This window comes from Salinimicrobium aquimaris, from assembly GCF_035607535.1.
GTDB lineage: Bacteria > Bacteroidota > Bacteroidia > Flavobacteriales > Flavobacteriaceae > Salinimicrobium.
Map to the genome: position 1 here is coordinate 616,088 of NZ_JAYDZX010000001.1, position 26,131 is coordinate 642,218.

A 26,131-nucleotide genomic window follows, 5' to 3' on the forward strand; every position below is an offset into this window, starting at 1 on the left:
CTGCTTTATAAACTAACTTTTGGTTTTTAGCCAAAAACTTGTTTTATGGATAATGTTCTTGAGTTTCTGGGAGATCTCTCCTGGTGGGTATGGCTCCTTGTTTTTTTCGTCCTGGTGGTCATTTATGATATATACATTAATAAGAAACACACCATCCTGCACAACTTTCCTTTAGTGGGTCACTTCAGGTACATGCTCGAGAGCATTGGCCCCGAACTACGGCAGTATATCGTTGCAGGTAACAGGGAAGAACTGCCTTTCAATCGCATTGAACGGGGCTGGGTATATGCATCATCCAAAAATGAGAATAATTACGAAGGTTTTGGTACAGACCAGGATATCAATGAAGTAAATTATGTCTTTATCAACAATGCGGTCATCCCTTACCACATGCCTGAAAAGCATATCAATCGTGAGGATCCATATTTCCTGGCCTGCGCGAAGGTCATTGGAGAACATCACAACAGGCGTCGCCCCTTTAGACCCGCTTCGGTCATCAACGTTTCGGCTATGAGCTTTGGCTCTTTAAGTGCCCGGGCCATTGAATCCCTCAACATTGGCTGTAAAAAATCCTACGCTTTCCATAATACTGGAGAAGGTGGATTATCACCCTATCATAAGAAAGGTGCCGATGTCGTGTTCCAGATTGGGACGGGATACTTTGGCGTTAGAAATCCCGATGGCAGTTTTTCCATGGAAAAGCTTGTAAAAATGGTTGAGGAATATCCCAGCATTCGCGCTATCGAGATAAAACTCTCTCAGGGTGCCAAACCGGGAAAGGGTGGGGTACTTCCGGCTTCTAAAATCACCCGGGAAATTTCTGAGATCAGGCATGTACCAATGGGTAAGGACGTGCTTTCCCCTCCTTCCCACAGCACCTTTAGCAATATGCAGGAGATGGTGGACTGGATCGAAGAAATTGCTGAACATACGGGACTTCCTGTTGGAGTAAAAGCTGCAATAGGTAAGCTTGATGAATGGCGCGAATTAGCAAGTATTATGGTCGAAACCAATCGGGGTCCGGATTTTATTTCTGTCGACGGCGGTGAAGGTGGAACGGGAGCAGCTCCGCCAAGTTTTGCCGACCACGTGGCCTTACCCTGGTTGTATGGATTTACAGATCTCTACCAGATCTTCCAGGCCAGAGATCTCACCAATAAGATCGTGTTCATTGGTAGCGCCAAACTCGGTTTTCCCGCCAAAGCCGCTATGGCTTTTGCTTTGGGGGTTGACTGCATTAGTGTTGCCAGGGAAGCAATGCTTAGTATTGGATGTATACAGGCACAATCCTGCCACACCAACACCTGCCCTACCGGGGTGGCTACCCAGAACCGATGGTTGCAGGCAGGAATTAATGTGAAAAACAAAGCCGAAAGAGTGAATTACTACTTCAATAACTTTCGAAAAGAATTGCTGGAGATCACACATGCCTGCGGCTATGAACATCCCTGCCAGTTCACCATGGATGATGTAGAGATCAACCTGGGCGACAGATTCATTGCCCAGACCCTTGCCGAAACCTTTAAGTACAACAAAACAAAAGTTCCATTTGATTCTGTTGCTACTTTAGCAGGATGTCTTAACTTAGGGGGCTCCTATAGAAAAGGAGAAGAAACCGATGTGAAAGAGGTAGAAACCGAAGACACCTCGGTCTCAGATCAATAATAATTTTATGACAGAAGATTCTATTTTACAGTTGTTGTTCTACCTCCTACCTGCTGTTGTGGTAGGAATAATCGCCTTTTATTTCTTTAACCTCCATACTCAAAATGAGGAGCGGCGGCGCCGGTTTTTGCTTCACAAGGAATCTCAAAAACACGCCCTTCCATTAAGGCTGCAGGCCTATGAGAGAATGGCTCTCTTTCTTGAAAGAATTTCGCCGGGAAATCTCCTTGTACGAGTAAAACCTGCCGGAAATTCAAAAGAGGCCTATACCAATCTTTTGATCAAGAGCATTGAACAAGAATTTGAGCACAACCTGGCACAACAGATCTACATTAGCGATGAATGCTGGAATGTGATCAAGGCTTCTAAAAATGCTACGATCACCAACATCAGGAAGACTGCCGCCCGGGAAGACATTAACACAGCCGATGATTTGCGGCAACAAATAGTGACTTCCCTTATAGACCAGCAGCCACCAAGCGAAACGGGACTTTCATATATCAAGAAAGAAGTCAAGAATTTGTGGTGATTTCTTAGAACCCAGGAAGGCCAAAAGTCAAGCCTGAAAATTATTGGGCTACTCCTGTTTATACCTATCCTGCAAAATTCAGAAGCTAAAGGATCTTTAAACTGTTTTTGATCGATTAGTTACTGCCAAGGGACGGCTTGATCGTCTCAAGCAGCTTTTTGGCAAAATCCCTGAACCGGTAATTATGATGTTTTGTTGCATCTTCAAGGTTGCGCAGACTTTCTTCATCAAAGGCATTTAACTGGTACAGGTATCCAAATGCATTCTCCCGTACCTGAAATCTGTTGTGAGAAGCAGTGTACCCTCTTAGCTCCTGAATATACTGCTGCTTTAGAGCTGTCTCTACTTCGGGCGTTGCCAGACTCAACGTTAGCCAAAGCGTCCTGATGTTCTTGTCCAGAAAGCCCTCTGTTCCTTCCAGTTTTTGAAGGTAATCCAGGCGGTTTTCAGGAAAGGAGTTCCATAAGTTGAAGAGCGCCATTTCCCGGGTCAGGTAGGATTCATCTGAAAGCAAACTTTCGTACTCCGATTTCAATTGCTCCGGAACCTGTTGCAGGGAAAATGCGATGGCCTGCCGGGTAAAAAGATTACCACTTGAAAATGCCTTTTTGTAGAGGTCCAGGACCTCAACAGGATCCTCCAACGCGAGCTGTAGCACGGCTTCCTGACCTAAATAATCATTGACGGGAAAGCTTAGCGCTCTTAACAGGAGATTCTTCTTTTCTGAAACCGGCAGTGGCTTAGCTGCAGCCAGCTCCAGGTATTTTTGTATAAAAGGAGACTTCTTTAAAGATTCCAGAGCCTCAGTTCCCTGAAAAGCTGATTGCTTTAGCCAGTCCTCCACAAAACGGGAAAGGTCCTGTCCACTCGCCGTCTCCATTTCGGAAATGAGATCTTCTGTAGTTGCCGTCGAGTATTTATATTTTTCCAAATAATTCTTTACCGCTTTATCAAAAGCTGCCTTTCCTATTTTCTCTCTAATAATATGTAATGCCCAGGCTCCCTTTTGATAATAAGTCAGCGAACTGGCACCTTCAGAAACCACAGCCTGTCCTTTCCCGGTGTCGCTCAAATTTTTCAGCTCTTCGGCTGTTTTGAAAAGCTTCCGGTAAAAATAATCCTCTCCAAAAATCTCTTTTTCGGCAAGTAATGCGTAATAGGTTGAAAATCCTTCCTGAAGCCAGTGATCTTCGGGCCTTTCCGCAGTCACAAGATTCCCAAACCACTGGTGAGCAAGCTCATGGGCATTTACGTTGACGTAATTTTGATCATTATAGCCAATGGAATCCACCAAGAATATATCAGAAAAAATAGTAGTTCCCGTATTTTCCATTCCGGCATAAAGAAAATCCCGAACAGGGATCTGCTTGTAGTTTTGCCAGGGATAAGGAACGCCTGTTTCTCTTTCAAAAAAGTTCATCAAAAATGTACTGTGGCGGTAGGTTGGTTCCACGCGATCTTCCATCCCCACAGGAAAATAGAACTGCATGGCAGTGCCTGTCGTCAGATCGGTTACCTCACTGAAATTTCCTGCAGCGACGGCGACTAGATAGCTACTCATGGGCATCTTCATATCGAACTGCCATAGAGAAAGAGAGTCATTTACCTGCTCCTTTTTCACCAGTTCTCCATTGGAAATAAGCACGTCCTTAGAGGGACAAATGAAGCTGAGATCAAATTCCAATTTTTCTGAAGGATCATCAAAACTGGGAAGCCAGTGCGAAGTATATCTACCCTGCCCCTGTGTCCACACCTGGAAATCCTGTTCCTCTATCCCTTGCGGCTTCTTGGGAATAAAGTACATGGCCTGTTCCGGAGTTGCGGAATATTTCAGCTTTAACTCCTGATCCTTTCCCAAAGGCATGTCACCCGTGATCCAAAATTTCTTTTTATCACTTCCGAAGTCGATAGGTTCATTATTCAGAAACACTTCAGAAAAATTCATTTTTTGAGCGTCTATAAAAAGGCTGTCTACCTGCTCTAAAATGTCGAATTCGAAGATAATTTCTCCTGAAACTGCCTTTTTTGAAGGGTTAATTGTGATCACTCCCTCTAGTTTGGTGAAATCTACCGGCGCCGGCTGTTGTGCAGAGACAAAAAAGCTGAAAAGTGCCGCCGGCAGGAAGAAAAAGGAATTTTTCATATTTCAAATATAAGCTACCTGTCGCAATCCCGGAAAAACTCGCCTTCCTAAAAGGCTTTTTTTTATCTTCGTTTCCATGAATGCCAGTCTGCTGCAAACCCCCATTGACTACCTGAAGGGCATTGGTCCCAACAGGGCAGATATTCTTCGGAAGGAGATTGGTGTTCACACTTACGGAGACCTGCTCAATTTTTTTCCCAACCGTTATCTTGACAAGACCAGGTTCTATAAGATCAGGGAACTCGAAAGGAATTCTGCCGAGGTTCAAATTGTCGGCAAAATTGTGCACCTGCGAACAGTAGAGCAAAAGAAAGGTAAACGTCTTGTGGCCGATTTCGTTGATGACTCCGGAAAAATAGAACTTGTTTGGTTTAGGGGTCAAAAATGGATCCGGGAAAACCTGAAGATCAACACTCCTTACGTCATCTACGGAAAAACCAACTGGTATAACGGAGTTTTTAGTATGCCCCATCCGGAAATGGAACTGGTGGAGGATTATAAAAAACAACTGCGAACCGCGATGCAACCCGTTTATCCTTCTACAGAAAAACTTGCGAAAGCCGGGGTAACCAACCGGGTGATAAGCCGCTGCGTACAACAACTTTTTCTCGAAAGTGGCGGTAAGTTCGTGGATCCTCTCCCCGAAGGCATAAAGGAGGAACTACATTTGTTACCAAAAGCAGAAGCTTTATTCAACGCCCACTTTCCAAAGAGTCAGGAGTTGTTGGCTAAAGCCCAGTTCAGGCTAAAGTTTGAAGAGCTGTTCTACATTCAGCTGCAGCTGTTAATGAAGAACCTGATAAGGAAGAAAAAGATAAAAGGCTTTCCTTTTGAAGAGGTGGGAACACACTTCAGCGAATTTTACGAGAAGTATCTTCCATTTGAATTGACCAATGCTCAAAAAAGAGTAATTAAAGAGATACGGCAGGATCTTGGTAGCGGTGCCCAGATGAACAGGTTGTTGCAGGGGGATGTTGGATCTGGAAAAACGATTGTGGCCTTGATGAGCGTTTTGTTAGCGCTGGACAACGGTTTTCAAGCCTGTCTTATGGCTCCTACAGAAATTCTTGCTATTCAGCACTTTAACGGAATTTCGGAACTGATTGCAGATCTGGGGATTAATGTCAGGCTCCTCACGGGTTCTTCAAAGACTGCAGAAAGAAGGGAGATCCACGAAGCTCTGGAAAGCGGAGAACTACATTTATTGATAGGTACCCATGCCCTGCTCGAAGAAAAAGTAAAGTTCCATAATCTCGGGCTTGCTATTATAGATGAGCAGCACCGCTTTGGAGTGGCACAGCGGGCAAGACTTTGGAAAAAGAATCACCTGCCGCCTCACGTCCTTGTAATGACCGCCACTCCTATTCCCCGTACGCTGGCCATGAGCCTTTACGGCGACCTCGACGTTTCGGTAATCGATGAACTGCCGCCGGGAAGAAAAGAGATCAAGACCGTTCACAGGTATGATAGTAACAGGCTCAAAGTATTCCGGTTTATTCGTGATGAAATAAGGAAAGGCAGACAGGTCTATGTCGTATACCCCCTTATACAGGAATCTGAGACCATGGATTACAAAGACCTCATGGACGGCTATGAGAGTATTGCCCGGGAATTCCCTATGCCCGAATTCCAGATCTCCATCGTACACGGACAGATGAAGCCGGCCGACAAGGATTATGAGATGGACCGGTTTGTAAAGGGTGAAACCCAGATCATGGTGGCTACTACGGTAATTGAGGTCGGGGTAAATGTTCCCAATGCCAGCGTGATGATCATTGAGAGTGCAGAGCGTTTTGGACTCTCTCAATTACACCAGCTGCGAGGTCGCGTGGGCCGTGGCGCTGAGCAGAGTTTTTGCATCCTTATGACCGGCCATAAACTTTCCAATGACAGCAAGACCCGCCTTGAAACTATGGTTCGTACGTCTGACGGATTCGAGATCGCAGAAGTAGATTTAAAGCTTAGAGGTCCCGGGGATCTAATGGGAACTCAGCAAAGCGGAGTCCTCAACCTAAAGATTGCCGACATCGTTAGGGACAATGACATTTTAAAGACCGCCCGTCACTGTGCTTTACAACTTTTAAAGGAAGATCCTAACCTGCAAATGGAGAAGAACAGGATTGTAAAATTTACCTATTCCCAACTGGTCAAGGAGAAAACCATCTGGAATTATATCAGTTAATTCCCACACGTCGACTTTTCTTACAATCTCATCAAATAACTGAGAAGGTTACAACTCATTCTTTACTTTAGCTCAGTTTGTTTAATTAACCAAAATTACCTTATAAAAAATCTTATTACTTTTTGTAGCTGTAACCTTGGCAGTTTCTAGCGCCAAGCCTGTGGAAAATAATCTCTTGGATTATCTTAACGCCAGGTCGGGCAGTAAGAATGATACTACTGCTGCAGAAACTGCAGATCCATTGGGAGTTCTATGCGGGAAAATCGGGAAATCTTAGAGGTACGCTGGCAATCTGGAATGATTGCAACAACCTTTATGTCGAGATTACGTCAAGTGAAGAACATCCTGATGAAGTTTTCATCTGGTTTTTAGATGAGCTTACAACTTTAAATGATGGCAATAACCAGGTGCAGAATGAGCCGAATGTATTCGTTGATGGACCAATAGATTTGCTTTGGATGTTCCCTGTTGCCAATTTTGATCCTAATGAAGAACTACTTATTTACGTCCAAGCATACGGAGATTACACGGGAGAAATAACTCAGGAAAGAATATCGTATACTGATTTTGGATTTCACTTTTGATGATTGTAACTGCTCCAACGAACTATTAGCAAATTTGTCTTGTACAGAAAATCGACTTCTAGAATTTACTTTTACAGCCGCGGAAGCAGGATCAGTGGTTATTCAGGGAGGTCTTTACTAAAGGAACTGAGATTATTTCCAAAGCCAGTAACTTTTTAGAACCTGATGAGAACCATCAATAAATCTTAAATTCTAAATCTAGAGTTACGAGATGGGAAGGAGATATAGAAGCTTGCGAAGTGGTTATCATTACTCTAGAGTTTACTGGGGGTAACGGCGTGGGTGATTGGTCAGCTAAGAAAGAGGGAAGAAATTTTTGATGAAACAGGAAACATTAATTGTTCTGTGGATTATAATCGACCTTAATATGATTATAAGGCCCCACTCCGGGGCCTTTTGGCACAAGGAATTTTTCAATAATTCTTAATTCCTCCATATAAAAAGGTAGTATTCTTACAAAAATTTTAAAAATTTTAGTCATGGAATTCCTTCAACGACTATTCTCTCCTGACATCGAAATCATCAAAACTGCTTTAAGCTATTTATTACATTCGTTCTCCTAATTATAAAATAAATTGAGATGAAAAAACTATTACTATTATTGTTGCTTGCCACTGCAACCTTATCTTGTTCAGTTGAACCAATTGAAGATGAGAAATTAATTGTTCCCAAGTTTGACATTGAAACAATAGAGGCTCAATACGATGCTACTGCTGTCTGCGGAAGCGATATCTATGTAGAGGTGTGTTCAAACGCTATTAACAATCCTACTGTTTTGGGATTTAGAAACTTTTATCGGGCTCAGATAATGCTTTACAGTAGTTTACCCACTAATGGCACCTTTAACCCTACGATGGAAACTTTGCTTGCACAATATCAGCAGGGTGAAACCTATCTACCTACCGACTATACTGTTGTTGCAGGAGATTGCGGGACGGTCACTATAGAAATTGCGGCTCAAATTATCCAAAGTAGAAATGCTGAAGCAGGGACAATTGCTGATTTATCAGGTGTGTGTACAGACCAGCCTGTTATTGATCTTAACAGTCTTGTTGGTCCGGAAGCCATAGAAGGTGGAGTATTTACAGCTGCTCCTGGGGTACTGGACGGTTCTACATTTGATCCGGCTATAGGAGCAGGTACTTATACCATTACCTATACCGTAGACAAAAGAGTGAAATGTGTTGAGGGTTCGGATTCAATATCATTTACTATAAGTGTAAGTGAGGGATATAAAGCAAATGACATTTCTAAAACACTTTGCTCTTCTCAAATCAATAATCCCACCCTTAGTGGTTTTTCAGCGTATTACAAAAATCAGATAATTTTGCACACCAATCTTCCTACCAATGGAAGCTGGAATCCTTCTATGCAACAACTACTAAACCAATTTAATCAGGAAGGTGGTACCGGAATTTTTACCAGCACCTACACAATTGATACGAAATGCGGCCTTTATTCTGTGGAAGTTGCTGTTGATGTACAAGAATGCAACTAATTGTTAGGATAGCAAGTAAACCTGAAATTAAGAAGGTCGTCTACTAATAAGTGGACGACCTTTTTTATGTACTCATGGAGAAATGACCTCCAAGTTTTCAGTTCTTTTACCCTTTATCTACTTTTCTTTTCCGGAAAAACTTTAAAGACTGCTTTACTATTGCCACTACCTATTTTTTTTAGAAGGCTCTGAACTGAAGATGATCAAAGATAATTTTTAAGCAAATTCTATCTTCTTCACAACGTAGGAATTTTTCTTCTTTACACTAATAATTATTCACAATAACTTAACAGGATAAACCAATATTTAAGAAGTAATTTATAGAAGTACTTCATAATAAAAAATAAATAATCTTAAAATAAATTAAATAAAATGCTTTTGAACAGCAATTAATTCCATGATATCGATAAAAAAGGGAAAAACGAGATCATAGGCTGATCTTATTGTAATTTTCTAGTGTTTAACCATTTAAAATAAAGAATTATGAAAAAGCTACTTTTACTGCTCCTGCCTATGTTATTATTAACTTCCTGTTCCATTGAAGAACCTGAAGTCAGTGAGGATTCGATTAAAGATCTCAACGCATCTTTTCAAGCTGAAGGATGCGATATTGTTATTCTTGAATATTTTGGAGACTACGGTCAACTACATATAACTAATGACAATGAAAACCTTTATCTTTTAATTGCTGCTGAAGATGGATTTGCTTTAGAAAATCTCAAGCTACACATAGCCGAAGACTATTCAGGATTTCCTACTGTAGGAAAAGGAAATTTACCTCCCGGTCAAATGGAAATAAATCTTGATTTTAGTCCTTCAGTACAATATCACGAATTAGTTTTTTCATTAGAAGAATTAAATTTTGGAGATAATCAGAAGATCGTATTAGCAGCAAAAGGAGATTTTACTGATGGAACAGAGTCTTATGCTTCATGGGTAGGTGATATTCAGGGACCAAATGGAAATTGGTTCTACATGAATTATGACATTCAGGAGTGCCCTATTGTAGAAGATCCTTGTGAAAATTACTACAGTAATGTCTCTTCTACTCTTTGTACTGCTCAAGTTGACGATATTTCCCTCCTAGGCGTAACAAACTATTATAAGAATCAAATTTTTTTAAGTACCAGCCTAAAAACTATTACAGGTACTTTTAATCCTACAATGGCCGAGCTGCTAGACCAAATAAAGAGTGGTAGTTTGGCTGGGGAATATAATACAGTATATACCGTAGATACTCCTGAATGCGGATTTGTCTCTTTTGAAATCTCTGTTTTGGTTAATGAATGTTTATGATTAACATATATGGATGTATAAAAAAGCTTCTTTTGGGGCTTTTTTAATTTTGAGGGATTTCCCCATTTTTATTCTGGTGCTTCGGCTGCTCTTTCCAAGGGCTCCAGTGATGACTGGGAGAAAAATACGCTTAATCCTATGACCAGGAGCAAAATGGCCAAACTTGATAAAAAACACAAGCAGATGGATTTTCTGCTCGGCGACTGGAATATAGATGCTACTGCTTATGAAGACGGCAAAGAAGCCACAAAGATGAAGACAAAGGATAAGATCGAATTTGATGAGGAGATAAACTCCATAGTAATTCACCATTACAATGAACAGAATGAACGCGACGGCGTGAGGATCATTACTTATGATGCACTGGATGATGAATTTGAGGTCGCTTATTTTAATTCCGACAGATTAAGAGGGATCGAGGTTTCTAAAATGAAAATGAAAACCTTAAGTGATAATCATTTTGAGCTAGTGGATATCTTTACAACAAGAGAAGGCGAAGAAATGCAGTTAAAGCACGAGATAAAAAAGATCTCAGACAATGAACTGGATTGGGTGATCATGGAAGAGAACGACAATAATGAATGGGAAAGAGTTTATGCTATGAATATGACCAAATAGACGCTTTATTTCGAATAATTTTAAAGGAAGGAGAGCTCATTCTCCTTCCTTTTTTATTATGCCAAAATCATTCGTAATACTATCTTTGCAGCTGGAAAAAATTATTCAATGAAGATTTCATATAACTGGCTCAGACAATTTATAAAGATTAATCGCAGTCCTGAAGAAACAGGGGAATTGCTGACAGATCTGGGTCTGGAGGTAGAAGGAATTCATGAGTTTCAGAGTGTAAAAGGCAGCCTGAAAGGAATTGTTGTTGGCGAGGTGCTTACTTGTGAGCAACATCCCAATGCCGATCGCCTCAAAGTTACTACAGTGAACCTGGGTAATGGCGAGCCGGTACAGATCGTTTGTGGTGCACCCAATGTGGCAGCAGGGCAAAAGGTACCGGTAGCAACTGTAGGAACTACCCTTTATGATGAAAAAGGAAGCCCGTGGGAGATCAAGAAGAGTAAGATTCGTGGAGAGAGCAGTCACGGGATGATCTGTGCAGAAGATGAGCTGGGGTTGGGGCAAAGTCATGATGGCATTATGATCCTTGATGAAGATCTGGAGCCCGGAACACCTGCAGCAAAACTTTTTGAAATTGAAGATGATCTTGTTTTTGAAATAGGTTTAACACCCAACCGTGCCGATGCTATGAGCCACTGGGGAGTAGCCCGGGACCTCAAAGCAGGTTTACAGCAACAGGGAGAGAACCAGGAGTTGATAACCCCATCGGTGAGCAGTTTCCACGTGGACAGCCGCAGCCGAAAAATTCCTGTGAAGATCACAAATGCCGAACTTGCACCGCGGTACTGTGGTGTAACTATTTCTGGCGTGGAAATCAAAGAATCTCCTAAATGGCTTCAAAACCGGCTTAAATCGATAGGCATCACTCCAAAGAACAACGTGGTAGACATTACAAATTATGTGATGCACGAACTGGGACAACCTCTGCATGCCTTTGATGCCGACAGAATCACGGGAAATGAGATCATTGTTAAAACCCTGGATTCCGGAACAAAATTTACCACCCTTGACGAGATAGAAAGAGAGCTTCATGAAGAAGATCTTATGATCTGTGATGCAGAGAAACCTTTGGCTATTGCCGGAGTCTTTGGAGGTATAGGAAGCGGAGTTACTTCAGGAACAACAAATCTTTTTATTGAAAGCGCATACTTCAATCCCGTTACTGTAAGAAAAACAGCAAAACGCCATGGTTTGAATACAGATGCTTCCTTTAGATATGAACGAGGTATAGATCCAAATATCACCGAATATGCTCTTAAGCGCGCCGTTCTATTGATTCAGGAATTGGCAGGAGGAAGCGTCTCCAGTGATATCGATGATCATTACCCAAAGAAGATCGAAGATTTTCCAGTGTTCCTGACATTTGAAAAGATCAATACCCTAATAGGCCAAAATCTTTCTAAGGAAACTATCAAATCAATTCTGGCCTCTCTGGAAATCAGGGTCAATAACGTTACCGAAACCGGGATGGGACTTACGATCCCTCCATACCGTGTGGATGTAAAGCGCGAAGCCGACGTTATAGAAGAGATCCTCAGGGTTTATGGCTATAATAATATTGAATTCGGGGAAAAGATCAACGCATCTGTTGCCAATTCAACTCGTTTTGAAGATTACAAGCTTCAAAATTTAATTGCCGGGCAGCTCGTAGGCCAGGGATTCTTTGAAAGCATGGCAAATTCTCTTACTACGCCTGCTTATATGGGCTTGAGCGACCAGCTTAAGGAAGAACATGCCGTAAAGATGCTCAATCCCCTTAGCCAGGAGCTTTCGGTATTGAGGCAGTCCATGTTGTTTTCGGGTCTTGAGGCCGTAAGCTACAATCTGAACAGGAAACGTGCAGATCTCAAATTTTTCGAATTCGGAAAGACCTACCACAACTATGGCAACAGGGAGGAGCAAAAACATCTTTCGATCTTCCTTTCCGGAAACCGCAACAGGGAAACCTGGGCAAATAAGGTACAGAAGGGGGATTTCTTCTATCTTAAAGGTGTAGTTACTTCAGTTTTAGAGAGATTGGGTATTTCCAGCATAAAAACCTCGCCTGTCAAAAATGATATTTTTTCTGAAGGTATTTCTATCACCCATAACAAGACCAGGCTCGTGGATTTTGGGGTGGTCAAAAAGAAAATCCTGAAGAAATTCGACATTGGGCAGGAAGTACTATATGCCGACTTTAACTGGGATCTAGTTGTGGAGACCTCCAAAAATCAGCAGCATAAGTTCAGGGAAATTTCTAAATTTCAGGCTGTGAGAAGGGACTTTGCCCTTCTTCTGGACAATTCGGTAAAATTTGAGGAGATCCATGAGATTGCCTTTAGAACCGAAAAGGACCTGCTTAAGGAAGTAAATCTTTTCGATGTGTATGAAGGTGCCAACCTTCCGGAAGGAAAGAAGAGCTACGCGGTAAGTTTTATTCTTCAGGATGAGAAGAAAACCCTTACCGATAAGCAGATCGATAAAATCATGAACAAACTTCAGCAAAACCTGGAAAAACAACTGGGAGCTGAGCTTAGATAAAAAGAAAGGCTGTTCGAAAGGAACAGCCTTTTTTAATTGGATCAGCAATTGCTTTTATCTCGGTAGCTTCTCAAAAATAGCATCTACGTAAGATCTTATTTCATCGTCCAGGTTACCCGGTGCTACAAGATCTTCGGCTTTACCTCTCCACACGATCTCATTGGTCCTGCGGTCGATAAGGTCAATCACTATAGTACCTTCCTTATACGGCACCTGTTCTATTCCATTTCCAACGATTCTTGGCACCGTAAAATAGTTATTGTAGGCATAATTTCTGTAATACGGCCCAACATAAAATCCGGGACGATAATAACTATAGTTGGTATATACAGGATTCGCGTTTACCGCCATTTCCTCATCAAGCATAAGGTGATAATACACTAATAGATCGGGTTGATTACGGTCAAGCCGATAGTTGAGATCCTGCATGTTCTTACGTATCTCGTCTATCACAATTTCATTGACCAGTGCGTTGTTATAATTGGAAGTCTGGATCGTGTCCTGGTTTGGTAAAAAGGCATAACTGTTATAGCTATTAAGACTCTTCGCAGTTCTTTTATTGGCATCCACTTTTGGGCCGCAGGAAGTTAGGAGAATACCTGCCATAAAAGTTAAGCTTAAAAAGTATCGGAAAAATTTCATATTACAAGATTTTAAGGTTCACTTTTCAAGATAAGGTTAATCTCTATCCCTGAAAAATTGAGGCTGAAGGTTTAAAATGAATTTAACCATAGCGTCTTAAAATTAACACCGGGTTCCTTAATAAATAGCCAAAAATGAGAGTTTTGCAAGTTTTGTTGTTATTACCTATTTTTAGAAGCTAAATGAAAATGAACATGTTGCTAGAGAGAATTAACCTCCAGAGGAGAATGGAGTTGCTGCGCGAAAAGGAGATGAAGGAACAGGAGGTTCTGGAGGAAGTGAAGAGAATTCTCGAAAGGGAAATTACTTCAGAAGAAAATATTCTCAGTCGAATTTCTGAAACAGACCCCGAAAAAGATGTTGCTAATCCCTTGATTTTTGACCTGCTGGAGAGCAACAGGATCTTCCATCTCTCCCAGATCAAAAAGATCTGTATTGATTACAGATTGCGCTTTTTGTATACCAGGTACTTTAAAGGAGATTTGCCGCAGGAAGCTCTTGCTGCAATTGAAGCATTGGAAAAACAGCACAAAATCAGGATCAAAGGCGCCAAAATGCTGGCTCCTGCTAAATACTTCCGGCTGGAAAATGCCGATGATCCAATGCTTTTCGCACCTCTTGGCAATAATTATTACTTCCTGGTCCATAAATGGGGAACCGATATGCACCCCCTGAGAAAGGTGCTCATGTGGCCCTTGAAGAACCTGGAGAATCTTTTGATCTTTAGTTTCTTTTTCAGCTTTTTGCTCACCTTTGGGATCAGAGAAGTATTTTTTTCAAAGTTTAGGGAAAATTCGCAGTTTCTTATTCTGTTTATGTATTCTTTTAAATCTGTTATTGCCCTTATCTTTTTCTACGGAATTAGCCTCGGAAAGAATTTTAGCTCCGGAAACTGGAACAGTAAGTTCTATAACGCCTAAATTCAAGTGTTAAACTGAAATTAAAAGCACCTGAAGTAAACTCCCTATTCTTAAATTTATAGGGAAATACTATATTATGAGCGAAGAAGAAGATTATAAAAGAGTTTACACCGGAAGCGAAGTAAATGTTCAACATCTGCAAAACCTACTCGAAGAAAAAGGTATTCCTACCAGGATAAGAAATGACTTTGATTCGGGTTTAAGAGCCGGTTTTGGTGGCGGGCTGCCGGGACAGGTATTGCTGTTTGCAAAATCGGAGAACTACGAAGAAGCTTTACGCATCACTAAAGAAACCTTTCCCGATAGTGACTAATGAAAATGAGTGCTGCTTCAGGTCGTAATTATTTCAACCTCTTTCTGGGAATAGCTTTTCTGGGATATGGTGGATACCGCATCTTCACTTTTGTGAATGGGGCAGAGTATACCACCTTCAGGATAATTGTAGCCATTGGATTTATTATCCTCGGAGGTTTCGATCTTTACAAATTCTTCAGGAAGGAACCAAATGCATAAAAAAAGAGGTTCCAAAAATGCCATTTTTGAAACCCCTTTCTGAACTTATTTCTCATTTCTGAGCCCGATTCTTCCCGAGCCTAGACAGCATACATCTTCTCACGTTGCTCTTTTATCTTTTTGTCACTCATGTACTCGTCAAAAGTAATGTAACGATCAATTGCTCCGTTTGGTGTGAGTTCAATTACCCTGTTTGCCACTGTTTGTGCAAACTCGTGATCATGTGTGGTGAATAACACAGTCCCCTTAAAGTTCTTGAGGGAGTTATTGAAAGCTGTAATAGATTCCAGGTCCAGGTGGTTGGTTGGCTCATCAAGCATAAGAACATTCGCTCTCATCATCATCATTCTACTCAACATACAACGCACTTTCTCTCCTCCCGATAATACTCTTGAGGTCTTTAAAGCTTCTTCCCCACTAAAGATCATCTTCCCAAGGAAGCCACGTATATAAACCTCTTCTCTCTCCTCTTCGGTCTTGGCCCATTGCCTTAACCAATCAACAAGGGTTAGATCATTATCAAAATATTCGGAATTGTCCAACGGTAAATATGATTGATTTGTAGTTACACCCCACTGGTATTTTCCTGCAACAGGTTTTTGTTTGTCATTGATGATCTCATAAAAAGCTGTGGTAGCACGGGAATCTTTTGAATATACCACTACCTTATCCCCTTTTGCAAGGTTGATATCTACTCCTTTGAAAAGAGTTTCCCCTTCAATAGAAGCTTCGAGTCCTTCAATGTTCAAGATCTGATCCCCGGCTTCCCTTTCCCTTTCAAAAATGATGGCAGGATATCTTCTGCTGGAAGGCTTGATATCATCAATGTTCAGCTTTGCGATCATCTTTTTACGGGAAGTAGCCTGTTTAGATTTGGCAACGTTGGCGCTAAAGCGACGAATGAATTCCTCAAGCTCTTTTTTCTTATCCTCAGCCTTTTTGTTCTGCTGCGCTCTTTGACGGGCAGCCAGCTGTGAAGATTCATACCAAAAAGTATAGTTACCGCTGTAGTGGTTGATCTTCCCGAAATCAATATCCGAGATATGGGTACACACGGCATCCAGGAAGTGACGGTCGTGAGACACAACTATCACCGTGTTCTCGTAGTTTGCAAGGAAGTTCTCAAGCCAGTTTATGGTCTCATAATCCAGGTCGTTTGTAGGCTCATCCATGATCAAAACATCCGGATTTCCAAACAAGGCCTGGGCCAGAAGGACCCTAACCTTTAATTTGTTGTCCAGGTCGCCCATTGAGGTGTAGTGGCTGTCTTCCTTTATGCCAAGATTCGAAAGCAGGGCTGCTGCCTCACTGTCGGCATTCCACCCGTTCATTTCTTCAAATTCCACCTGCAGTACTCCTACCCTTTCCCCATCGGCATCGGTGAAATCTTCTTTTGCATAGATCTCATCCATTTCCTTCTTGATATCGTAAAGAGGTTTGTTCCCCATGATGACCGTCTCTAATACCGGATATTCATCATAGAGGTTGTGGTTCTGCTCCAGCACAGACATCCTTTTTCCCGGCTCGAGATGGACATGTCCGGAAGTGGGTTCAGATTTTCCGCTTAATATCTTTAAGAAAGTAGATTTTCCGGCGCCATTGGCACCTATTATTCCGTAGCAATTTCCCTGAGTAAAAGTGGTATTGACCTCATCGAACAATATTCTTTTCCCAAATTGTACAGATAGATTTGAAACTGATAACATATGGTCTGATCTAAATTTTTGCAAAAGTAGCCAATTATAACCTTTCATTAAAAGATTAACTTTTATAATTACCTATTTAACGATGAGTTAACATTGAGGTGCATGCCCTGCTTCTACATTTGCTATCCCTTATTTTTGCCCTCCAGGAAGTTTGAATAGTTTAGGTTTAAATATTACTCCCCATGCCTTGCCAGCACTGCTTTTGCTGTGCCTTCACTTTTTAATTACAGGCTGTGGAAGTGCAGACGAAGATACTGTATCACATGCCTACCTTGGCGGGGAAATTCTCAATCCCACTAATGATCACATTGTAGTGAAGCACAATGGAATGGTGCTCGACACCATTTTTCTTGATGCCCAAAACCGCTTTAGCTACAAGATCGAGAATGTACAAAAAGGATTATATCTTATTCAGCACACACCCGAGACCCAGAATATTTATTTGAGTCCCGGTGACAGCTTACTCTTAAGAGCAAATACGGTAGCTTTTGATGAGTCTCTTCACTTTAGCGGAACCGGTGATGATCACAACAACTTCCTGGCCGAAATGTTTCTCCAGGACGAAGGAAATGCGCAGCTGCTTCTTTCTTTCCATGAGTACGCTCCCGGAATATTTCTTCATAAAGCCGATTCTATTAAATCCTTACGTCTCGATGCTTTGGGAAAAACCTCCAAAAAAAGAAAGTTTTCTGAAGATTTTGTCTGTCTCGCAGAAAGCATAATCGAATACGAGAACAATGACCTAAAGGAGCGTTATTCGTACCTGGTCAATAAATACTATAAAGAATATTCCAGACAATTCCCTGAAGGTTATTACGAATACAGAAGTAATGCCGATTTTAATTCTGAGAAGATGCAATGTAGCCCCGGCTACAAAAGATTCATTGAAAACTATTTGATAAACTACTCCCTGTCCTGGTGTGCCAACAGCGGTCTGGACGAAGCTGACTGCTATGATCTTAACAATGTGAACAATGTCACCTCCCGCCTCCGAAAAGCCGGAGAGTTGATCCAGGTACCAAATTTGAGGAGGACCATCCTGGAAAAGATAGCTGTGAGAGGAATTGTAATGGCCAAAAGCAGGGAAGATATCATAACAATCCTCGAGGAGTTAAAAGCGCAGGATATTCCAACTGAAGATCTCGACAAGATGCGGCAGCTTGGAACGATCCAGCTGGCTTACTTACCCGGCACTTCTCTTGCCAATGTATCTCTCCTGAATATGGAAGGGAAGCTGGTAAAGATTGGAGATGTGGTTGAAAAACCCACGGCAATTTTTTTATGGTCTGTCTTTGATGAAGGCCATGTGGAGGAGCACGAGCTTATCAGGCAGTTCAGGAAGAAATATCCCGAAGTGGATTTCATTGGGATCAATCTGGACATGGGTGAGGAACCGGCGTGGAGAGTAGCCGTTAGGCAAAATTCCTATGATTCGGGATCTGAATATCAACTTGGCGCCACGAGGATCAAAGAAGACTACTTCAGGTATTTCCTCGACAAGATCCTTCTTATCAATCCTTCTGCCGAAGTGGTGGTGGGAGATAGCTACCTCACGTCACCCGAATTTGAGTCTCACATCCTCGAATTCCTGAACCAGTAAACTTCCTCACAAGCAATCCCGCTTAGCATTCCGGTGAAACTATTTACAGCCTTTTCAGAATTAACTGCCGGGCAAACCTGGAATATTGAATAAAAAAAGCCTTTCTTCCGAAGAAAAAAGGCCTCTAAAATGTCATTTTTGAAACCTTAGTTCCCCTTCTTATGATCGGCAAGGAATTTCTCCAACCCAATATCTGTCAATGGATGATTAAGTAGACCTGTAATAGCCGAAAGCGGTCCTGTCATTACATCTGCACCAATTTTCGCACAGTCGATCACGTGCATGGTGTGTCGCACCGAAGCAGCCAAAATCTGAGTATCGAAGCCGTAGTTATCATAGATCTGACGAATCTCCATGATGAGGTTCAAACCGTCTGTAGAGATATCATCCAGTCTTCCAATGAATGGAGACACGTATGTTGCACCCGCTTTGGCAGCCAAAAGTGCCTGTCCTGCTGAAAATACAAGCGTACAATTCGTTTTAATCCCCTTGTCACTAAAATATTTTATCGCCTTAATTCCGTCTTTGATCATAGGCACCTTTACAATGATCTGATCATGAAGGGCGGCAAGTTCTTCGCCTTCCTTTACAATATTGTCAAAGTCGGTCGCGATAACCTCGGCACTCACGTCACCGGTAGTGATCTCGCAAATTTCCTTGTAATGGGCAATGATGTTTTCCTTTCCGGTAATGCCTTCTTTTGCCATTAGAGAAGGATTGGTGGTCACTCCGTCAAGAACCCCAAGGTCCTGTGCTTCCCTTATCTGGTCAAGATTAGCAGTGTCAATAAAAAATTTCATAGTGTGTTGTTATAAATGAATAAATACTGCTGAAAAATGCCATTTTTCAGACTCTTGCAAAACTACAATTTATAATGCTTTAAGAGTAAGCTCTCATAAATTTTATCGGGTAGAATGCGTTTTAGAGCAATAGAAAACTTTTGAAGTGGCTCCCCGACTTTGTAGTGGATACGTGGTTCCTTTTCCTGAATTATATTAAAGATCGCTTTGGCCATAATTTGAGGATCTTCCCCGCTGTCCACGTGCTCGTTCATGATCTTGAGCGTATTGCCGTAAGCTTTCTCATAAGGCGAGCCTTTGACAACCGGCGCATGGTATCTTCCCGCTGCAATATTTGTGGCGAAATCTCCGGGCGCAATGTTCGTCATTTTAATATTGAAATCTTTCAACTCCATCCTAAAAGCTTCGGTTGTGATCTCCAAGGCTCCTTTTGAAGCCGAATAAATTCCGCGGTAAGGAAGTCCCATATATCCGGCAATGGATGTTACATTAATGATGAGTCCGCCCTTATTCTTGCGCATGTGGGGAAGTACGGCTTTGATGACATTAATGGGACCAAAAAAATTGGTATCGAAGGCCTTTTTTATCTCCTCATCGGGCGTTTCTTCTATGGGCCCGGTGATGCCTACTCCGGCGTTATTGACAAGGATATCGATCTTCCCTGCTGAAGAAATAACTTCGGCTATAGCAGATCTTATGGTTTCAGGTTTGGTAACATCAAGAGCGACCAAGGGAAATGAGGATGTCTGCTTTGCCGGATTGCGACTGGTTCCAAAAACGGTAAAATTCTTTGACTGAAGAAATTCGGCTATGGCTTTGCCAATTCCTGAGGATGCTCCTGTTATTAGCACCACTTTTGAAGCTGTTTCTGTCATGTTGCAAAGATGCAATAAATCTCACTTATAGAAACAAAAAATGGCAAGCTACCCACATCACACCGCTACGACCGCTTACCCTTGCTGCGTTCCCGCCCTGGGGGATTCAGCAGGAGCTGGTTGTGTGGGACTTGCCGGGGCAAATATACAACCTTTCATACTTTTTGCAAGCATTTTCTAAGTCGAATTCTTTAATTTAGCTTGCAGCAAATGATCGATTAAAAATGAAAGCATATAACTTCCTCATCTTGATATTGTTGAACTTTTTCCTGTTTTCCTGCGGAAGCGATTCCGAGGATGCATCCACAGAATATAATTTGGAAATAGCCGAAAACAAGAAAGAATTTCAGCTGGGAGATCAGCTCCAGGCACAGGTAACCGGAGAAAAAGATTCAGTCGTCTATTTTTTAGGAGACCAACGACTGAAGAAGACCATCGGGAATGAAACTTTGAACCACACTTTCCAAAATGAAAAGCTTGGGAAATGGAACTTGACCGCCCGGATCTATCAAAACAGGGATTTCGTAGAAAAGCAGCAGGAAGTCACTTTGTATAATAACACCGCCCCGGTCTCTTATACCTATGAGATCATTAATAAATATCCACACCAGGAAGATGCCTACACCCAGGGGCTGGAATTTTACAATGATCAGCTTTTTGAGAGCACCGGCCATTACGGGACATCATCTTTGAGGCTAGTTGACCTGGAAACGGGTGAGGTTCAGCGAAAAATAGACATTCCCTCGACCTTTTTTGCTGAAGGAATAACCATTTTAAATGACAAGATCTATCAGCTTACCTGGAGAGAAGGTGTTGGGTTTATCTATGATGTCGATTCTTTTGAAAAGACCGGAGAATTCAATTACGGGCAAAGTGAAGAAGGATGGGGCTTGGCTAATGACGGTAATACGATCTACAAAAGTGATGGTACAGAAAAGATCTGGTTCCTTGATCCCGTAACACTTTCGGAAGAAGGGTTCATTCAAACAGTCACTAATAAGACCGTTGCCACGCAGCTAAATGAGCTGGAATGGGTAGAAGGAAAGATCTATGCCAACACTTATCAAAAGGATGGAGTTGCGATCATTAATCCTGTAAACGGAGCCATTGAAGGAGTGATAAATTTTTCAGGATTAAGAGATCAACTTGGGAACACCCAGGATCTCGATCCTGTTAATGATGTTTTAAACGGAATTGCCTACGATAAGGAAAACCAGAAACTCTATGTGACGGGAAAAGACTGGGACACTCTTTTTGAGGTAAGAATAATGGAGAAATAGATGGTAGTACCCGCAGAAACCTATACGCATCAAAGAACCGTAAGCAAGGAAGACCTTGACGACCTCCATCACGTAAACAATGTGCGGTATGTGCAATGGATACAGGATATCGCCAAAGAACATTGGGAAGTCAGGGCTACAGACCGGTTAAAGAAGGACTTTATCTGGGTGGTAATAAGACATGAGATCGACTACAAGAAACAGGCATTTTTGGGAGATGAGATCCTGATAGAAACTTTTGTGGGTGAGACAACCTTTGTTACTTCAGAAAGGTTCGTGAACATTAAAAAGGCCAAGACGGGAGAGATCCTGGTAGCTGCAAAATCCATGTGGTGTTTACTGGATGCCGATTCAAAGAGGCCTACAAAGATCACTGAGGACCTGCGCACTGTGTTTCACAAAAAATGAAGAACATAACTGCACTCATTCTTCTATTGTTGCTGGTGTTTTGGAGCTCCTGCCGCAGTGATTTTGAGAGCTCTGAAACCAACGGGCAGCTTGAATTTTCAAAAGACACTGTTTTTCTGGACACGGTGTTCAGCAGCCTTAGCACTCAAACCTATTCTTTAAAAGTATATAATCGTTCTGGAGAGGATATTTTTATTCCGCAGGTCAGCTTAAAAAATGGTGAAAATTCTCTTTACCGGCTCAATGTTGATGGTGTGGCAGGAAACACTTTCGAGGATGTTGAGATCCTGGCAAAAGACAGTATCTATATCTTTATAGAAACTACAGTCCCCAAGGACGCAGGGGAAGGAAATGAATTCCTCTATACAGACAAACTTCAATTTCGGTCCCAATCCCATCTTCAGGAAGTTCCTCTGGTAACATTGGTAAAGGATGCAACCTTTCTCTATCCAAAGAAGGATTCCCGCGGCGTCCCGGAGAAAATTTCCATAGGAACAAATGAGAATGGTGAGCCTGTTATGGTTACCGGTTTTCAGTTAAACGGGGATCAACTGAATTTTACCGGGGATAAACCTTATGTCATCTACGGTTATGCTGCAGTTCCCGAAGGAGCTATCCTCCATATCGAAGCCGGTGCCCGTATTCACTTTCATGCCGATAGCGGTATTCTTGTACTAAAAGATGCTTCTCTTCAAGTGAAAGGAATGGCCAGCACCGACCCTGAAAAAATGGAAAATGAAGTGATCTTTCAAGGAGACAGGTTGCAAGGTCTCTACAGGAACATCCCGGGGCAATGGGGAGCGATCTGGCTGCAAAAATACAGCAAAGATCATCTTTTTGAGCATGTAACCATCAGGAATGCCGGAGTTGGTTTACTTGCAGAAGGTACCGCCCTCTCCCCTACTTCAGTAAACCTGAAAAATGTCCAGATCTACAACTCAGCTCATTCAGGAATTAGAGCAGAAAATGCTGAGATCACTGCCGAAAACCTCGTGATCAATAACAGCGGACAAGCTTCTCTCCACATCAATGGCGGAAATTACCTTTTTAGACACCTTAGTCTTGGTAACTACTGGCAACAAAGCTACCGGCAAGCACCTGCCTTATTTGTCAGGAATTTTTCGGAAGAAGAACCTTCACCCCTTAAAGCAGTTTTTCAGAATAGCATTATCTACGGAAATGAGAACAGAGAATTAGGGTTTGATCTCGATGAAAGTGTTCCGGTGGAGCTGCAATTTTCTTACAGCCTGCTGAAGTTCAGCGGGGAACAGGAACCTGAAGGTTTCTATGACTTCAGCAACAATGAGATCTATTACAATATTTGGCTTAATGAGGATCCACTCTTTGTAGCGCCAAAAGAAAACGATCTAAGGCTTAGGGAAAACTCCCCGGCCATAGATAAAGGAGATGCAGGAGTTGCACAAAAAGTACTGCGGGATATTTTGGGAAGGGATCGAATTCCAAATCCCGATCTTGGCGCTTACGAATTTGTTGGGATCGAAGAGTAAAAAAAGAGCTGTCAAAAATGCCATTTTTGACAGCTCTTTATATGAGTCGAGACCAAATCTCTGCAAGAGACAAGAGCCGGAACTTTTACCAATCTACATTTGAAACAGAGGTCTGCCCTGCATTAGATCCAGCACCTCTTCCCGTACCGCATCAAGTTTATCATCATCCTGATGATTTGTAATGACACGATCAATTAATTCTACTATTGTGTCCATATCATCCTCTTTAAGTCCGCGGGTGGTGACAGCCGGAGTACCAATTCGAATTCCGGAAGTGACGAAGGGAGACTTATCATCAAACGGTACCATATTCTTATTTACAGTTATATCGGCTTTTCCAAGAGCTTCTTCGGCTTCCTTTCCTGAAATATTCTTGTTACGCAGGTCGATCAACATCATGTGATTGTCTGTTCCGCCAGAGATCACCTGGTAATCCTTCTTCATGAATGCTTCTGCCATACGTTTGGCATTCTTCTTCACCTGCACAGTGTAATGAAGGAATTCATCTGTAAGTGCTTCCCCAAAAGCCACTGCTTTGGCAGCAATGATGTGTTCCAATGGGCCGCCCTGATTTCCGGGGAAAACCCCGCTGTTAAGCAACATGGACATCTTCTTTGGATTTCCGTTTTTTAAGGTCTCTCCAAAAGGATTGTCAAAATCCTTACCCATCATAATTATCCCGCCGCGAGGACCGCGAAGGGTTTTGTGGGTAGTCGAAGATACGATGTGACAGTGAGGAATGGGATCGCTCAAAAGTCCCTTGGCAATTAGACCGGCAGGATGCGCGATATCGGCAAAAAGAATGGCTCCAACACTATCGGCTATCTCACGAAATTTTTTGTAATCGATCTCACGGGAGTATGCAGATGCACCGGCAATGATCATTTTAGGCTGCTCTTTTTCAGCTATTTTCTGAACTTCATCGTAATCTATTAATCCTGTTTCTTTATCTACTCCGTAAAATACAGGCTGGTAAAGTTTTCCGGAGAAATTTACGGGAGAACCATGAGTTAAATGTCCGCCGTGTGAAAGATCAAAGCCTAAGAACTTATCACCCGGATTCATGCAGGCGTGAAAAACAGCAGTATTTGCCTGTGATCCCGAATGTGGCTGCACGTTTGCGTATTCTGCATTAAAAAGCTGTTTTAACCTCTCGATCGCCAGATTCTCAACTTCATCCACAACCTCGCACCCACCATAATATCTTTTTCCGGGATAGCCTTCAGCATATTTATTTGTTAGCACAGAACCTGCTGCTTCAAGCACCTGTTCACTTACAAAATTTTCACTTGCAATAAGCTCTAAACCATTTAGTTGTCTTTCCTTTTCTGCGTCAATTAAATCAAATAATTCGTTATCCCTTTGCATATGCATTTTTTACGTTAAATAATACTCAAAAATAGCAAATACATTCGGTTCTTAGTTAGAAAATAATATATTTGGTTCGAATTGATTTTAACAAAATACCAACATTTATTATGTCCATTACAGCTAACGACCCTTCACGAAAAACATGGCTGGAAGTTCCCGAAAATTCTGATTTTCCTATACAAAATATTCCCTTCGGAGTTTTTCTTACCAGGGATGATATTATTACTATAGGTACTCGCATTGGCGATACCGCAATTGACCTCGGAGCCCTGCACCAGCTGGGCTATTTTGAAGGAATCCCATTAACCGACGATATTTTTCTTCAAGATACTCTCAACGACTTTATTTCTGATGGTAAAAAGACCTGGAGACTTGTAAGAAACCGCATTGCTGAAATTTTTGACGCAAACAATGATAAACTCCGCGACAATGAAGAACACCGGCAGGTAGTTCTTTTTGGTCTGGATGAGATCGAGATGCAAATGCCTGTTCAGGTAGGAGATTACACCGATTTTTATTCGAGTAAAGAACATGCTACGAATGTTGGAACCATGTTCCGCGATCCCGACAATGCTTTGTTGCCAAACTGGCTTCACATCCCTGTGGGTTACCACGGAAGAAGTTCTTCTATAATCCCCAGCGGAATTCCAATCCACAGACCGCAAGGACAAACCAAACCTAAAGATGCCGATGAGCCGGAGTTCGGACCTTCAAAAAGAGTGGATTTTGAATTGGAAATGGCTTTCATTACCACAGATGCGAACCACCTGGGAGAACCTATTCCAATAGAGGAGGCCGAAGATTATATTTTTGGACTGGTATTATTCAATGACTGGAGTGCCCGAGATATTCAAACCTGGGAATATGTTCCCCTCGGACCATTCCTGGCGAAGAACTTCGCTTCTTCGGTTTCTCCATGGATCGTTACTCTGGATGCTCTTGAACCTTTTAGAGTGGAAAGTCCTAAACCTGAAAAGAAGTTATTGCCTTACCTGCAATCAAATGGTAAAAAAAGCTTTGATATAGAACTGGAAGTCTTCCTACAGCCGGAAAATGGAGAAGAAACAAGAGTTTCGAAATCCAACTTTAAATATATGTACTGGAATATGAGTCAGCAACTCGCTCACCACACCGTTAACGGATGTCCAGTGTTGTCGGGAGATATGATGGGATCGGGAACTATTTCGGGCCCAACTCCGGATTCTTACGGCTCTATGCTTGAGCTTTCGTGGAAAGGGGAAAAACCGGTAAAACTTAACGATGGCAGCACCCGTACCTTTATTGAAGATAATGATACGGTGATCATGCGCGGTCACTGCAAAAAGGAAAACTACAGAATAGGTTTTGGAGAAGTGAGCACTAAGCTACTTCCCGTTTTTGAACCTAAGAAAAAATAAAACCTTTTCCTGAACATAACAAAAGAGCCGCAAATTTGCGGCTCTTTCTATTCTAGTTAGAAAA

Annotated in this window: 22 protein-coding genes and 1 other RNA gene; 16 read left to right on the forward strand and 7 right to left on the reverse strand. The window is 42.0% G+C overall.

From position 1 onward, the window contains the following. The first annotated feature begins 45 nt into the window (after positions 1-45). Entirely contained in the window at positions 46-1,665 is a 1,620-nt protein-coding gene (locus VR862_RS02765) for an FMN-binding glutamate synthase family protein (protein ID WP_324719416.1), read from the forward strand. Positions 1,666-1,672: 7 nt separating this feature from the next. Continuing rightward, positions 1,673-2,194: a DUF7935 family protein gene (locus tag VR862_RS02770; protein ID WP_324719417.1), complete on the forward strand. Its 522-nt coding sequence runs from the start codon at positions 1,673-1,675 to the stop codon at positions 2,192-2,194. 115 nt (positions 2,195-2,309) lie between these two features. Here VR862_RS02770 and VR862_RS02775 read toward each other — a convergent pair whose 3' ends face one another. Further along, on the reverse strand, positions 2,310-4,337 hold the full coding sequence (locus VR862_RS02775; RefSeq protein WP_324719418.1) for a M1 family metallopeptidase: 2,028 nt from the start codon (positions 4,335-4,337) through the stop codon (positions 2,310-2,312). A gap of 76 nt (positions 4,338-4,413) precedes the next feature. On the opposite strand from VR862_RS02775, the gene recG reads away from it, so the two are divergent. The 6 genes from recG to pheT all read left to right on the forward strand — a co-directional run bounded on the left by recG (position 4,414) and on the right by pheT (position 13,047). After that, on the forward strand, positions 4,414-6,519 hold the full coding sequence (recG, locus tag VR862_RS02780) for an ATP-dependent DNA helicase RecG (RefSeq protein ID WP_324719419.1): 2,106 nt from the start codon (positions 4,414-4,416) through the stop codon (positions 6,517-6,519). Positions 6,520-6,728: 209 nt separating this feature from the next. Further along, a complete protein-coding gene (locus VR862_RS02785; RefSeq protein ID WP_324719420.1) occupies positions 6,729-7,103 on the forward strand; it encodes a hypothetical protein in 375 nt (124 codons plus the stop codon). Between the two features lie 580 nt (positions 7,104-7,683). Next, positions 7,684-8,601 carry a hypothetical protein gene (locus VR862_RS02790; RefSeq protein WP_324719421.1) on the forward strand — a complete coding sequence of 306 codons (918 nt, stop codon included), beginning with the start codon at positions 7,684-7,686 and terminating at the stop codon, positions 8,599-8,601. A 483-nt stretch (positions 8,602-9,084) separates the two neighbouring features. Further along, complete coding sequence (locus VR862_RS02795; protein WP_324719422.1) at positions 9,085-9,897, forward strand: hypothetical protein; 813 nt, start codon at positions 9,085-9,087, stop codon at positions 9,895-9,897. A 138-nt stretch (positions 9,898-10,035) separates the two neighbouring features. Continuing rightward, a complete protein-coding gene (locus VR862_RS02800) occupies positions 10,036-10,515 on the forward strand; it encodes a hypothetical protein (protein ID WP_324719423.1) in 480 nt (159 codons plus the stop codon). 108 nt (positions 10,516-10,623) lie between these two features. Then, positions 10,624-13,047, forward strand: a complete 2,424-nt coding sequence (pheT, locus tag VR862_RS02805; protein ID WP_324719424.1) for a phenylalanine--tRNA ligase subunit beta — start codon at positions 10,624-10,626, stop codon at positions 13,045-13,047. A gap of 54 nt (positions 13,048-13,101) precedes the next feature. On the opposite strand, the gene VR862_RS02810 is transcribed toward pheT, so the two are convergent. Further along, positions 13,102-13,689 carry a DUF4136 domain-containing protein gene (locus VR862_RS02810; RefSeq protein WP_324719426.1) on the reverse strand — a complete coding sequence of 196 codons (588 nt, stop codon included), beginning with the start codon at positions 13,687-13,689 and terminating at the stop codon, positions 13,102-13,104. A gap of 194 nt (positions 13,690-13,883) precedes the next feature. Between VR862_RS02810 and VR862_RS02815 the strand changes: the two genes are divergently transcribed. The 3 genes from VR862_RS02815 to VR862_RS02825 all read left to right on the forward strand — a co-directional run bounded on the left by VR862_RS02815 (position 13,884) and on the right by VR862_RS02825 (position 15,122). Continuing rightward, positions 13,884-14,609: a hypothetical protein gene (locus VR862_RS02815; RefSeq protein ID WP_324719427.1), complete on the forward strand. Its 726-nt coding sequence runs from the start codon at positions 13,884-13,886 to the stop codon at positions 14,607-14,609. Positions 14,610-14,685: 76 nt separating this feature from the next. Next, a complete protein-coding gene (locus tag VR862_RS02820; RefSeq protein WP_324719428.1) occupies positions 14,686-14,922 on the forward strand; it encodes a putative signal transducing protein in 237 nt (78 codons plus the stop codon). A 5-nt stretch (positions 14,923-14,927) separates the two neighbouring features. Further along, on the forward strand, positions 14,928-15,122 hold the full coding sequence (locus VR862_RS02825; protein WP_324719429.1) for a hypothetical protein: 195 nt from the start codon (positions 14,928-14,930) through the stop codon (positions 15,120-15,122). 80 nt (positions 15,123-15,202) lie between these two features. Here the strand turns inward: VR862_RS02825 and VR862_RS02830 are convergent, their stop codons facing one another. Beyond that, positions 15,203-16,828 carry an ABC-F family ATP-binding cassette domain-containing protein gene (locus tag VR862_RS02830; protein ID WP_324719430.1) on the reverse strand — a complete coding sequence of 542 codons (1,626 nt, stop codon included), beginning with the start codon at positions 16,826-16,828 and terminating at the stop codon, positions 15,203-15,205. 187 nt (positions 16,829-17,015) lie between these two features. Between VR862_RS02830 and VR862_RS02835 the strand changes: the two genes are divergently transcribed. Then, positions 17,016-18,428, forward strand: coding sequence for a TlpA family protein disulfide reductase (locus tag VR862_RS02835; RefSeq protein ID WP_324719431.1), 1,413 nt, complete (start codon positions 17,016-17,018; stop codon positions 18,426-18,428). Positions 18,429-18,574: 146 nt separating this feature from the next. On the opposite strand, the gene fsa is transcribed toward VR862_RS02835, so the two are convergent. The 3 genes from fsa to ffs form a co-directional block, all read right to left on the reverse strand. Beyond that, positions 18,575-19,228 carry a fructose-6-phosphate aldolase gene (gene fsa, locus VR862_RS02840; RefSeq protein WP_324719432.1) on the reverse strand — a complete coding sequence of 218 codons (654 nt, stop codon included), beginning with the start codon at positions 19,226-19,228 and terminating at the stop codon, positions 18,575-18,577. A 62-nt stretch (positions 19,229-19,290) separates the two neighbouring features. Next, positions 19,291-20,103 (reverse strand): SDR family oxidoreductase, encoded by an 813-nt coding sequence (locus tag VR862_RS02845; RefSeq protein WP_324719433.1) that lies wholly within the window; start codon positions 20,101-20,103, stop codon positions 19,291-19,293. A 38-nt stretch (positions 20,104-20,141) separates the two neighbouring features. After that, positions 20,142-20,240, reverse strand: an RNA gene (gene ffs / locus VR862_RS02850) — signal recognition particle sRNA small type. Between the two features lie 87 nt (positions 20,241-20,327). Here ffs and VR862_RS02855 point away from each other — a divergent pair. From VR862_RS02855 to VR862_RS02865, 3 genes are read left to right on the forward strand one after another with little or no spacing between them, the layout of a single operon-like run. After that, positions 20,328-21,383, forward strand: coding sequence for a glutaminyl-peptide cyclotransferase (locus tag VR862_RS02855; RefSeq protein ID WP_324719434.1), 1,056 nt, complete (start codon positions 20,328-20,330; stop codon positions 21,381-21,383). After that, entirely contained in the window at positions 21,384-21,791 is a 408-nt protein-coding gene (locus VR862_RS02860; RefSeq protein WP_324719435.1) for an acyl-CoA thioesterase, read from the forward strand. It abuts the gene before it with no gap. Continuing rightward, a complete protein-coding gene (locus tag VR862_RS02865; protein ID WP_324719436.1) occupies positions 21,788-23,299 on the forward strand; it encodes a choice-of-anchor Q domain-containing protein in 1,512 nt (503 codons plus the stop codon). Before VR862_RS02860 ends, VR862_RS02865 begins: the two co-directional genes overlap by 4 nt. A 93-nt stretch (positions 23,300-23,392) precedes the next feature. Here VR862_RS02865 and glyA read toward each other — a convergent pair whose 3' ends face one another. Next, positions 23,393-24,667, reverse strand: a complete 1,275-nt coding sequence (glyA, locus tag VR862_RS02870; RefSeq protein ID WP_324719437.1) for a serine hydroxymethyltransferase — start codon at positions 24,665-24,667, stop codon at positions 23,393-23,395. 110 nt (positions 24,668-24,777) lie between these two features. Between glyA and fahA the strand changes: the two genes are divergently transcribed. Next, a complete protein-coding gene (fahA, locus tag VR862_RS02875) occupies positions 24,778-26,067 on the forward strand; it encodes a fumarylacetoacetase (protein WP_324719438.1) in 1,290 nt (429 codons plus the stop codon). Positions 26,068-26,131: the final 64 nt, after the last annotated feature.